An 11,815-nucleotide genomic window follows, 5' to 3' on the forward strand; every position below is an offset into this window, starting at 1 on the left:
CGTCTATTAAGAGTATGTAAATTAATATATAGAGTAAGTTGTTCGTAACAGTTGGTCACAATGCGTGCATGGTAACGGAAAAAATGGTTTCTGACACGTTTTGTAAGGAGGAATGATGTCAAACGCATCAAATGTATTACTGGTGTATGTTCATCCCGAGCCGCGCCAATCCATTGCTAATAAAGCATTAATCAAGGCGGTGAGGGATCTAGAGAATATAACTATTCATGATTTATATGCTACTTATCCTGATTTTTTTATTGATATACACCATGAGCAATCCTTGTTGTGCAAACACCAAGTGATTGTTTTTCAATTTCCATTACAAACATATAGTTGTCCAGCATTATTAAAAGAATGGCAAGACAGGGTACTAACACGTCCTTTTGCAAATGAAAGTGGATGGTCACATTTAAAAGGAAAAGCATTCCGCTGTGTTGTGACCACAGGTGAACCTGAATATGCTTACCAACATAATGGAAAGAATCACTACACACTCACAGAATTATTACGTCCTTTTGAATTAATGGCAGAAATGTGTGGTATGCGTTGGTTATCACCCATGATTGTGTATTCAGCAAGGCAACAGTCTAAAACGACATTGACGCATATTGGAGAGGCTTATCGCCATTGGTTAAGTGCGCCACTTGAAGGGGAGCATGTCTAATGGAAGATAACTGGATGATTAAAGCGGTTCTCTTTTTCCTTTGTGCTGCGGTTATCATGGTACCGATTGCACAACGTCTTAAAATTGGTGCCGTACTGGGTTACTTAATTGCTGGTATTGCCATTGGCCCTTGGGGGTTAGGGCTATTTAAAGATGTCGATAACATCTTACATTTTGCTGAACTCGGTGTGGTCTTTTTGATGTTCATTATTGGATTGGAGCTAAATCCAGCCAAGCTGTGGGAATTAAGACGCGCTATTTTTGGTGTCGGTTCAATGCAGGTGGTTTTCACCGCCTCTATTTTCTCAGGACTTATTCTCGTTTTAACCTCTTTTTCATGGCAGGCCGCCGTTATTGGCGGATTAGGTATTGCGATGTCCTCAACGGCTATGGCATTACAGCTTATGAGTGAAAAAGGGATGAATCATAATGAGGGTGGGCAGTTAGGTTTTGCAGTTCTGTTATTCCAAGATATGGCAGTGATCCCTATTCTTGCTGTTATTCCGCTACTTGCTGGGGAAACTGCTAGCAGTGATTGGTATCGTATTGGATTAAAAGTTGCCTCTTTTGCTGCGTTATTGGTTTGTGGGCGTTATTTATTACGTCCTCTGTTTCGTTTAGTTGTCAAATCGGGTGTAAGAGAAGTCTTTACAGCTGCCGCATTATTAGTCGTGCTAGGTGCGGCTATTTTTATGGAAACTCTCGGTTTTTCAATGGCAATGGGAACCTTTATTGCTGGTGTATTATTGGCGGATACAGAATATCGGCATGAATTAGAAATTTCTATTGAGCCTTTTAAGGGCTTGTTACTGGGCCTCTTTTTTATTTCTGTCGGCATGTCTTTAGATATAGGTATCTTATGGCGCTATTTACCAGAAGTTTTACTGGGTGTGCTTATTCTAGTCATTGTTAAAGCTTTGATACTTTACGGTATTGCATGGTTAGCTGGATTACGATTTTCTACACGTTTACAATTTTCATCAGTATTAAGTCAAGGTGGTGAGTTTGCCTTTGTTGTTTTTTCAACATCAATGGCAATGGGCGTATTAGATAGTCAGCAGATGGCATTGTTGCTGGTGGTTGTCACGCTTTCTATGATGACAACGCCACTTGTGATGCAAATGACAGACGCTGTATTATCTCGCCGTTATAATGAGCCTAAAACAGACGAACAGCCTTTTGTTGAAAACAATCATCCAGAAGTCATTCTTGTTGGTTTTGGTCGAATGGGACAGGTTGTAGGGCGCTTGTTGATGGCTAACAAGATTAATGTCACCGTCTTAGAGCATGATGTGGGAAGTTTAAGCACCATGCGTAAATATGGCTATAAAGTTTATTATGGTGATGCTACTGATCTCAATTTATTACGTGCGGCGGGTGCGGAACACGCAAAAACGATTGTAATCACTAGTAATGAACCTGAAGCGACGATGGAAATTGTTCACCTCTGTCAGCGACACTTCCCTAATTTGCATATTATTTCCAGAGCAAGGGGACGTGTTGAGGCTCATGAATTGCTTAAAGCGGGTGTAACAGATTTTAGCCGAGAAACATTTTCTAGTGCTTTAGAACTAGGGCGTAAAACATTAATTGAATTAGGTATGCATCCTCATCAAGCTTATCGAGCACAACAGCATTTTCGTCGTTTAGATATGCAATTACTTAGAAAGCTGGTGGATGAATCACCTGAAGAAGTTTCCAATGTCTCTCGTGTAAAAGAAGCAAGGCGAGAACTTGAAGAACTTTTTAGTGAAGAAATTCGTCAAGAACATCACCAACCAGATATTTGGGATGAATCTTTAACCGAGGATATTCCTCAAATAAGTAAAGAAAAAAGATCTATTGATAAACAGGAGAACTGACCCCATGTCTGCAACCCGTAAACGCTTTATCGCTGGAGCTGTGTGCCCACACTGTCAAGCTCAAGACACACTCAAAATGTGGCGCGAAGATAAAGTTGATATTGTGGAATGTGCTCAATGTGGCCATCAGCAACGGCAAACAGACGGTGAAGTTAATTCGCTTGTTCGTGAAAATGAACAGGTCATTGGGATCTTTACACCACAATAATTGTAGGTTTTTTTGATATAACCCGATACAGAAGATTTATTTTTCGTTACAATCGGGAAAATTTTGCCCACGGGTATGTAGGAGATGTCATGAAAGTAGCAAACGACTTGGTAGTTAGTCTGGCTTATCAAGTAAGATCAGAAGACGGTGTTTTAGTTGATGAGTCCACGGTAAGCGCACCGTTAGACTATCTGCATGGCCGTGGTTCTTTAATCAGTGGTTTAGAAAATGCATTAACAGGTCGCGAAGTCGGTGAGAAATTCGACGTAGAAGTGGCTTCTGATGATGCTTATGGCCAATACGATGAAAACTTAGTTCAACGCGTACCAAAAGATGTTTTTGTTGGTGTTGATGAGTTAGAAGTTGGCATGCGTTTTCTTGCTGATACCGATCAAGGTCCAGTACCAGTAGAAATTACAGGTATTGAAGGTGACGAAGTTATCGTTGATGGTAACCACATGTTAGCAGGCCAAAACCTGAAGTTTCATGTTGAAATCGTTGCAATTCGTGAAGCGACTGAAGAAGAATTAGCACACGGTCACGTACACGGTGAAGAAGAAGAGCACGAATGTTGTGGTGGCCACGGTCACGGTGAAGAAGGCGGATGCTGTGGCGGTGGTCATGGTCATGGCCATTCTCATGGTGAAGAAGGTGGATGCTGCGGTGGCGAAGGTCATGGTCACGGTGGTCACGGCCACGGTCATGGCGGTTGCGGTTGCCAACACTAATCTTTCTAAAGAAAGATCAAAAGGAGCGCTTAAACGCTCCTTTTTTGTTTTTTCTGATTACGCTAAAAAGAAAATTATCACTTAATAGTGTGGGGGGGGCGTTTCATCTTCAGGTCTTGCAAGTATTGAGGATTGAGATGCTTTTAAGCGTTCAGTGACAATCTTTAATGCTTCTTTAAAGCGACTAATTTCAATTTGTTGCTGTGTGACCACCTGATTTAACTCTTCAATTGTCGCATCTTGGAAAGCAACTTTGCTTTCTAATTGTATGAGCAAGTGCTCTACTTCCTTAATATCCATTGTGTTTTTCCTCCTTTAAAATGTCGAATTACGACGAATGAGATTAACGAAATTGTGAAATTTAATCTTATTTACTGATATATACACAGGAAGACATAAATCTGGTTTGAGATAAAAGACTATTTTGTTAATGTGATAACACTCTGTGCTGGCAAAAATCCTAACATTAACTGTTAAGAGTGTCGGCAAATTTTTTAAATTCATATAAAATTGCTACCCGCGGATAGATCTTACTCTAAATATTTCGAGGTGCAGCTAGGTGACAAGAGAATAAGTCATTAGACGCATATATACGTTGACGAGTGCGAATAAATGCAATCAACAACGTGACAACTTGAAGTATGGCGAGTACATACCGCAATGACAGCAAGATGTGATGCAAAACGTTTTAGTGAAGATCTATGATCTTTGTTTGTAAAACGTAGCGATTCACTAACATATACTGGAGAATGGGATGAAATCTTTATTAAAAACGACGTTGCTGGCAACAAGTTTAGCTTTCGCATTCAGTGCACCTCAAGCATTCGCTGAAGAAGCAGCTAAAGTGCCAACATTAAATAGCGCATTTAAAACTCAAAATGAGCAAAATGCCTATGCGTTAGGCGCGTCGATGGGTCGCTACATGGAAGCTGCATTACAAGAGCAAAAAAATATTGGTATTACTTTAGATTCTAAACAACTGCTGGCGGGTGTTCAGGATGCATTTAACAGTAAATCAAAACTATCAGATGCTGAGATTGAATTAACCTTAGCGGCTTTTGAAGATCAAGTTCGCACAGCGGCTACAGCGAAAATGGAAAAAGAAGCAACCGAGAACAAAACTGCGGGTGATAAATTCCGTACAGAATTTGCTGCTGAAAAAGGTGTAGTCAAAACAAAATCAGGTTTACTGTATTTAGTTGAAAACCCAGGTAAAGGTAAAACTCCAACAGATGCTGATCGCGTTACTGTACACTACAAAGGTATGTTGATTGATGGTAAACAGTTTGATAGCTCTTATGATCGTAATGAGCCTCTGACAATTAGCCTAAAAAGTGTTATTCCAGGCTGGACTGAAGGCATGAAATACATCAAAGAAGGCGGTAAAATCAAGTTAGTTATTCCACCAGAATTAGGCTATGGCCAACGCGCAACAAGTGGTATTCCAGCTAACTCAACATTAGTATTTGAAGTTGAATTACTGAGTGTTGAAAGCGATAAGTAATTCACTTATCACGAAAGAAAAAATGCTGACATCAATGTCAGCATTTTTATTTCTAATTATAAAGCTCATTAATACACATAGCTTACGAATAGATAATATTAATCTACTTGTTCTTCAACAATAATAGCTTTGGGTTTTTTAAAGACAAACAGCAAGCCCACAATGATTGCTCCCATTCCTGCTAAGCTGAGTAAAGACATTTTATTACCTAAGAAGATGTAATCCATTAATGCTGTCACTCCAGGTACTAAATAAAATAAGCTCGTCACATTAACTAAATTACCTGTTGTGAGTAAGCGATATAGCAGCAACTGAGCAACAACAGAAATGATAATAGCCAGCCAAAGAACAGGAATGATAAAGCCAATATCGAATGAAGCATCAAAAGGTTGAAATGGCACAAATAACAAACACAGCACGAGACTAACTACATATTGCAAAGGCAAAGCATCCATTGGTGCTAATTGTAATTTTTTTTGTGAAATCGCACCAAAGCTCATACAAAGTAGAGCAACTAACGCATAAATCATCCCTGTTAATGAAAGTGCTGTATTAAATAAACTTTGTGCAACTACCAACACTAACCCAGTCAATGCGATTAAAAGCCCTAGCAGTCGCGTCGCTGAAAAGTTACGTTCAATTATCCATAATGTGATAATGGGTTGTACGCCCATGATTGTGGCTAGCATTCCAGGTGTAATGCTATTGGCGAGCGCTAAAAGATAACAAATAGAATAACCACCAATAATTAATAGACCGACCCACGCTGTTTTTAAGCGGCTTCCTTTCGGTGGCAAAAAGCGATGGCGCTGAATACACAAAAAAGAAAGAAACGCCAAAGCGATAATAAAACGCCAAGTCAAAATAGCAAATGAGCTACCATTATCTAAACCCCAGCGAGAAAAGATAGCACCGCTACTCCATAATAAAACAAATAATGTCGTTGGACCGAATCTTGTCCAATATTGACGTAAGTACATGATGATACACCTGTAAACTGAGCAGTAAGATAGCTTGATTATTTTTAGTCATGGTTGGCGATTGATAAAGCATCAATAAATAAACGTAAATAACATATCAATCTAGTCTGTTGGTTAAATACGCGATTAAGCTGATTAAATAGATCAAGCGATATAAGTTGCAACAATAACCGTTGTATTGACTACAACCACTTTCACAGGTGGAGGTGGTGAAGAGAGAGTTTCAATAGGCATAGAAGCAACAGAAATTAACCCCATTATTGATGAAGTTTGCTGAGATTGGCATATCATCAGTATATTCATGGGATTAATCACTCGTTAAAATAACAATAATTTGGAATATAGGTAATCTATTCAATAGTGTCAATCTTTATCCAGACCCTCTTTAAAAGTGAAATCTTCAAAAATATAGGGGTGTTGATACAAAAAGATAAAGAAAAACGAAAAAAGCTGTGACCTATGACAAAGCTCTTATTCTAAGGCACTTGACGTAGATCTTTTGACGATCTAACGTCAGAATCGTGCCCTAATTCAGTTTTTATATTTAAAATTTTTTAATATTAAATTGATTCGCAGTGACGAATCGTTATAAAAAATAGAACCTCAAGTCATTATCATAATTAAAGCCTTTAAGGATTATATAATCAAATGTCTAGCCCGTTATTTAATGGTGACAGCAGCGAGTTTGAAAAACTAGATAGCCGACCTTTTACTCAAACTGATCACGAAATATTGAAGTCCTATGAAGCAGCCGTAGATGGTTTGGCCATGCTCATCGGCAACCATTGCGAAATCGTATTGCACTCTCTGGAAGATTTGAAATGTTCAGCGGTTAAAATCGCGAATGGAGAACATACTGGTCGTAAGATTGGTTCTCCAATTACCGATTTAGCATTACAAATGTTACATGATATCACAGATGAAGATTCAAGTTTTTCAAAGGCTTATTTTACTAGAGCGAAAAGTGGTGCATTGATGAAATCGATCACGATTGCAATTCGTAATCGTGAACGTCGTGTCATCGGTTTATTATGTATTAATATGAACCTTGATGTTCCATTCTCTGAAATAATCAAAACTTTTATACCTGAAGAAACACATGAAGTTGCTTCTGATGTTAACTTTGCTTCATCTGTTGATGATTTAGTGGCTCAAACATTAGAGTTCACAATTGAAGAAGTGAATAATGATCGTGAAGTGGCCAATAACGCAAAAAATAAACAAGTGGTATTAAGTCTTTATGAAAAAGGTATTTTTGATATTAAAGATGCCATTAATCAAGTTGCTGATCGACTGAATATCTCAAAACATACTGTTTATCTCTATATTCGCCAGTTTAAAAATGGAGAGTAGGGCAACATTATGAGCTCCTTGACATATTGTTTAGTGGTAACAGGGCCTCATTATGGAACTGAACAAGCTTCAAGTGCCTATTTGTTCGCCAATGCCCTTCTTGAAAAAGGGCATAAAATTGCGCAAATTTTCTTTTATCGGGAAGGGGTGGTAAATGCTAATAAGTTAGTATCACCCGCAAATGATGAATTTGATCTTCCCAAGGCGTGGATAACATTGGCGAAAAAACACCAAATTCCTTTGCATGTTTGTGTTGCAGCTGCGCTACGCCGAGGAATTATTGATAAGGAACAGGCAAAAGAGCAAGGAATTGATAATCATAATATGGCAATGGAGTTTGAACTCAGCGGGCTGGGTTCACTTGCTCAAGCGATGTTGACTTGTTCGCGTGTGGTGCAATTTTAATGAAAAAAATGAATTCAATCGCATTTCTTTTTACACAGGCACCGCACGGTAATAGTGCTGGACGAGAAGGTCTGGACGCTTTGCTCGCAACCTCTGCGTTAACAGAAGATATTGGTGTTTTTTTTATCTCAGATGGTGTGTTTCAATTGGTTGAAAATCAACAACCTGAAGGTGTGTTATCACGCCATCATGCGGTAACTTTTAAAGTGCTCCCCTTGTATGATGTAACAAACGTCTATATATCACACCAAGACATGGCTCATCGTGGATTATCCTCTCAAACTTCTTTTGTGTTGGATGCACAAGTGATATCACATCAAGATATTACTCAAAAATTGAGTGAATATGATGTGGTATTACGCTTTTGATACAGAACTTAGGCAGGAAGGTTGAACGGTTATGTTGTATACTTATTCCGTCTCTATTTATCAAAGTGATTTAGAGGCTTTTTTATCTTTATTGACAAAAGAAGATGATGTTTTGTTAATACAAGATGGTGTATTGGCAGTTCTTGAGGGCAATCCTTTATTAAAATATTGTCTTCAACAGCAAATTTCAGTTTACGCATTAATTGATGATGTTTTAGCTAGAGGCTTAAAAGATCAAGCATCTCATCATATTAAACTCATCAGTTATGGTGATTTTGTCGATTTAACGGTAAAACACCCCCAACAAATTCATTGGGGAGCGTAGAATTGCTGTATAATTCTTGACACATGAGCCCTTCAGCAATAAAATTCTGCGTCCTCATGTTTTGTCTTGTTGACAAGACAGAGTTCAAATCCGTGTTTACGAAGCAAAAACCAGGAGCTTTTTTTAAATGGCAACTATTAATCAGCTGGTACGCAAATCTCGTAGCTCGAAAGTTGTTAAAAGCAACGTTCCAGCTCTGGAAGCTTGCCCGCAAAAACGTGGCGTATGTACTCGTGTATATACTACCACTCCAAAAAAACCAAACTCAGCACTGCGTAAAGTATGCCGTGTGCGTTTGACTAACGGTTTCGAAGTTTCTTCCTACATCGGTGGTGAAGGCCACAACTTGCAGGAGCACTCCGTAATCTTAATCCGTGGTGGTCGTGTTAAAGACTTACCAGGTGTGCGTTACCACACTGTTCGCGGCGCGCTGGACTGTTCTGGTGTTAAAGACCGTAAACAAGCTCGTTCTAAGTACGGTGTGAAGAAGCCAAAGGCTTAATGGTTCTCCGTTAAGTAAGGCCAAACATTTTTTCACCAATAATGTCAAAATAAACTCATTGAGTTTTGGACAACCCTGAATTTTAAACGGAGTATTTCCATGCCACGTCGTCGTGTAATTGGTCAACGTAAAATTCTGCCAGATCCTAAGTTCGGATCAGAACTGCTGGCTAAATTTGTAAACATTCTGATGGTAGACGGTAAAAAATCTACTGCAGAATCTATCGTATATAATGCGCTTGAGACCCTGGCTCAGCGTTCAGGCAAAACTGAACTGGAAGCGTTCGAAATCGCATTAGATAACGTACGTCCTACTGTGGAAGTTAAATCCCGCCGTGTTGGTGGTTCAACTTACCAAGTTCCAGTTGAAGTACGCCCAGTTCGTCGTAATGCATTAGCAATGCGTTGGATTGTTGAAGCTGCTCGTAAACGCGGTGATAAATCCATGGCTCTTCGCCTGGCAAATGAATTATCTGATGCGGCTGAAAACAAAGGCGCTGCTGTTAAGAAACGTGAAGACGTTCACCGTATGGCAGATGCAAACAAGGCGTTCGCACACTACCGTTGGTAATCCACGAAGTAGTTGTCGCAACTCTTTTCAGGACAGCTCTGCTGTCCTTTACCTGAATTGAACGCCCACGAGAGAGGAAAAAATGGCTCGTCAAACCCCCATAGCACGTTACCGTAATATCGGTATCAGTGCGCACATCGATGCCGGTAAAACCACTACAAGTGAACGTATTCTGTTTTATACCGGTGTAAACCATAAAATTGGTGAAACTCACGAAGGTTCAGCAACAATGGACTGGATGGAGCAGGAGCAGGAACGTGGTATTACTATCACATCCGCAGCAACTACTGCATTCTGGTCTGGTATGGCTAAACAGTTTGAGCCTCACCGTGTAAATATCATCGACACCCCAGGACACGTTGACTTCACAATCGAAGTAGAACGTTCTATGCGTGTTCTTGATGGCGCGGTTATGGTTTACTGTGCAGTTGGTGGTGTTCAGCCTCAGTCAGAAACAGTATGGCGCCAGGCTAACAAATATCATGTACCACGTATCGCGTTCGTTAACAAAATGGACCGTATGGGTGCAAACTTCCTGCGTGTTGTTGAACAAATCAAAACACGTCTGGCAGCAAACCCAGTTCCACTGCAAATTCCAGTAGGCGCTGAAGAACATTTCACCGGTGTTGTTGACTTAATCAAAATGAAAGCAATCCGTTGGAATGAAGAAGACCAAGGTGTTACTTTCGAATACGAAGACATTCCTGCAAATCTGCAAGATTTAGCTGAAGAATGGCACAACAACCTAGTCGAATCAGCTGCTGAAGCATCAGAAGAACTGATGGACAAATATCTGGGCGGTGAAGAGCTGTCAGAAGCAGAAATCAAAGCTGCTCTGCGTAAACGCGTTCTAGATAACGAAATTATCCTGGTTACCTGTGGTTCTGCATTTAAGAACAAAGGTGTTCAGGCAATGCTGGATGCGGTAATTGAATACCTGCCAGCACCAACAGATGTTCCTGCTATCAATGGTATGTTACCAGACGGTAAAGATACTCCAGCAGAACGTCATTCAAGCGACGAAGAGCCATTCTCATCTCTGGCATTCAAAATCGCTACTGACCCATTTGTTGGTAACTTAACATTCTTCCGTGTGTACTCTGGTGTTGTAAACTCAGGTGACACAGTTCTGAACCCGGTTAAAGACAAAAAAGAACGTTTTGGCCGTATTGTTCAGATGCATGCTAACAAGCGTGAAGAAATTAAAGAAGTTCGTGCGGGCGACATCGCTGCTGCTATCGGTCTGAAAGACGTAACTACAGGTGATACTTTATGTGCAATTGATGCACCAATCATCTTAGAACGTATGGAATTCCCAGAGCCAGTAATCTCTGTTGCTATCGAACCTAAGACTAAAGCTGACCAAGAAAAAATGGGTATCGCTCTGAACCGTCTGGCTCAAGAAGATCCATCTTTCCGCGTATCAAGCGACGAAGAAACTGGTCAGACTATCATTGCTGGTATGGGTGAGCTGCACTTAGACGTGTTAGTTGACCGTATGCGTCGCGAATTTAAAGTTGAAGCGAACGTAGGTAAACCACAGGTTGCTTACCGTGAAACTATTCGTGATACAGTAACTGATATCGAAGGTAAGCACGCGAAACAATCTGGTGGTCGTGGTCAGTACGGTCATGTTGTTATCGACCTGTCTCCATTACCAGCAGGTGGTGAAGAGAACTACGTATTTATCAACGATATCGTTGGTGGTGTAATTCCTAAAGAATTCATCCCAGCTGTTGATAAAGGTATTCAAGAACAGCTGAAATCTGGTCCATTAGCAGGTTACCCTGTTGTGGATATTCAGGCTCGTTTACATTACGGTTCTTACCATGATGTTGACTCCTCAGAAATCGCGTTTAAAATTGCCGCATCAATGGCATTTAAAGACGGCTTCATGAAAGCTAAGCCAATTCTGCTTGAGCCAGTCATGAAAGTTGAGATTGAAACGCCAGAAGATTACATGGGCGACGTTATCGGTGACTTAAACCGTCGTCGTGGTATGGTTGAAGGTATGGACGATCTGCCTACCGGTAAGATCATCCGTGCTCAAGTACCACTGGCTGAAATGTTCGGTTATGCAACTGACCTGCGTTCACAAACTCAGGGTCGTGCTTCATACTCTATGGAGTTCTTGAAGTACAACGAAGCGCCTAGCAACGTCGCTCAGGCTATTATCGAAGCTCGTAAAGCGAAATAAGATCCTTTCGAGTTCAATTTAGTTTACGCTCCCTCTAATAAGAGGGAGCGATATTAAGGAATATAGTCGTGTCTAAAGAAAAATTTGAACGTTCAAAACCGCACGTTAACGTTGGTACTATCGGCCACGTTGACCACGGTAAAACT

General features: G+C 40.3%; 15 protein-coding genes and 1 pseudogene. 13 read left to right on the forward strand and 3 right to left on the reverse strand.

What is annotated here, in order from left to right; genetic code table 11:
- Positions 1 to 115 precede the first annotated feature (115 nt).
- The 4 genes from kefG (at position 116) to slyD (ending at position 3,465) form a co-directional block, all read left to right on the forward strand.
- Positions 116 to 667, forward strand: a complete 552-nt coding sequence (gene kefG / locus ABN217_RS09860) for a glutathione-regulated potassium-efflux system ancillary protein KefG (protein ID WP_072068767.1) — start codon at positions 116 to 118, stop codon at positions 665 to 667.
- Complete coding sequence (kefB, locus tag ABN217_RS09865; protein ID WP_197269802.1) at positions 667 to 2,529, forward strand: glutathione-regulated potassium-efflux system protein KefB; 1,863 nt, start codon at positions 667 to 669, stop codon at positions 2,527 to 2,529. The genes kefG and kefB overlap by 1 nt, the downstream gene beginning before the upstream one ends.
- Positions 2,530 to 2,533: 4 nt before the next feature.
- Positions 2,534 to 2,737, forward strand: coding sequence for a YheV family putative zinc ribbon protein (locus ABN217_RS09870; RefSeq protein ID WP_072068765.1), 204 nt, complete (start codon positions 2,534 to 2,536; stop codon positions 2,735 to 2,737).
- 89 nt (positions 2,738 to 2,826) lie between these two features.
- Positions 2,827 to 3,465 (forward strand): peptidylprolyl isomerase, encoded by a 639-nt coding sequence (gene slyD, locus ABN217_RS09875; protein ID WP_072068764.1) that lies wholly within the window; start codon positions 2,827 to 2,829, stop codon positions 3,463 to 3,465.
- An 81-nt stretch (positions 3,466 to 3,546) separates the two neighbouring features.
- Here slyD and ABN217_RS09880 read toward each other — a convergent pair whose 3' ends face one another.
- Positions 3,547 to 3,765 carry a SlyX family protein gene (locus ABN217_RS09880; RefSeq protein WP_072068763.1) on the reverse strand — a complete coding sequence of 73 codons (219 nt, stop codon included), beginning with the start codon at positions 3,763 to 3,765 and terminating at the stop codon, positions 3,547 to 3,549.
- 454 nt (positions 3,766 to 4,219) lie between these two features.
- Between ABN217_RS09880 and fkpA the strand changes: the two genes are divergently transcribed.
- On the forward strand, positions 4,220 to 4,969 hold the full coding sequence (gene fkpA / locus ABN217_RS09885) for an FKBP-type peptidyl-prolyl cis-trans isomerase (protein WP_072068762.1): 750 nt from the start codon (positions 4,220 to 4,222) through the stop codon (positions 4,967 to 4,969).
- A gap of 98 nt (positions 4,970 to 5,067) precedes the next feature.
- Here the strand turns inward: fkpA and ABN217_RS09890 are convergent, their stop codons facing one another.
- Complete coding sequence (locus ABN217_RS09890) at positions 5,068 to 5,949, reverse strand: DMT family transporter (RefSeq protein ID WP_196554350.1); 882 nt, start codon at positions 5,947 to 5,949, stop codon at positions 5,068 to 5,070.
- A 144-nt stretch (positions 5,950 to 6,093) separates the two neighbouring features.
- Positions 6,094 to 6,252: a hypothetical protein gene (locus tag ABN217_RS09895; protein ID WP_196554349.1), complete on the reverse strand. Its 159-nt coding sequence runs from the start codon at positions 6,250 to 6,252 to the stop codon at positions 6,094 to 6,096.
- A gap of 345 nt (positions 6,253 to 6,597) precedes the next feature.
- On the opposite strand from ABN217_RS09895, the gene ABN217_RS09900 reads away from it, so the two are divergent.
- From ABN217_RS09900 to ABN217_RS09935, 8 genes and pseudogenes are all read left to right on the forward strand, one after another.
- A complete protein-coding gene (locus ABN217_RS09900) occupies positions 6,598 to 7,302 on the forward strand; it encodes a helix-turn-helix transcriptional regulator (RefSeq protein ID WP_023583301.1) in 705 nt (234 codons plus the stop codon).
- Positions 7,303 to 7,311: 9 nt separating this feature from the next.
- Positions 7,312 to 7,707, forward strand: a complete 396-nt coding sequence (gene tusD, locus ABN217_RS09905) for a sulfurtransferase complex subunit TusD (protein ID WP_196554348.1) — start codon at positions 7,312 to 7,314, stop codon at positions 7,705 to 7,707.
- Positions 7,708 to 7,715: 8 nt separating this feature from the next.
- Positions 7,716 to 8,075, forward strand: a complete 360-nt coding sequence (gene tusC, locus ABN217_RS09910; RefSeq protein WP_196554472.1) for a sulfurtransferase complex subunit TusC — start codon at positions 7,716 to 7,718, stop codon at positions 8,073 to 8,075.
- Positions 8,076 to 8,106: 31 nt separating this feature from the next.
- Positions 8,107 to 8,400 (forward strand): sulfurtransferase complex subunit TusB, encoded by a 294-nt coding sequence (gene tusB, locus ABN217_RS09915; protein ID WP_196554347.1) that lies wholly within the window; start codon positions 8,107 to 8,109, stop codon positions 8,398 to 8,400.
- Between the two features lie 127 nt (positions 8,401 to 8,527).
- Complete coding sequence (gene rpsL / locus ABN217_RS09920; protein WP_004236497.1) at positions 8,528 to 8,902, forward strand: 30S ribosomal protein S12; 375 nt, start codon at positions 8,528 to 8,530, stop codon at positions 8,900 to 8,902.
- 99 nt (positions 8,903 to 9,001) lie between these two features.
- Positions 9,002 to 9,472 carry a 30S ribosomal protein S7 gene (gene rpsG, locus ABN217_RS09925; protein ID WP_004246897.1) on the forward strand — a complete coding sequence of 157 codons (471 nt, stop codon included), beginning with the start codon at positions 9,002 to 9,004 and terminating at the stop codon, positions 9,470 to 9,472.
- An 82-nt stretch (positions 9,473 to 9,554) separates the two neighbouring features.
- A complete protein-coding gene (gene fusA / locus ABN217_RS09930; RefSeq protein ID WP_196554346.1) occupies positions 9,555 to 11,669 on the forward strand; it encodes an elongation factor G in 2,115 nt (704 codons plus the stop codon).
- A gap of 68 nt (positions 11,670 to 11,737) precedes the next feature.
- A pseudogene (locus ABN217_RS09935) lies at positions 11,738 to 11,815 on the forward strand (GTP-binding protein); the annotation flags it as partial.

Origin of the sequence: Proteus sp. fly-1067 (assembly GCF_040139345.1) — a bacterium.
Classification (GTDB): domain Bacteria; phylum Pseudomonadota; class Gammaproteobacteria; order Enterobacterales; family Enterobacteriaceae; genus Proteus; species Proteus vulgaris_B.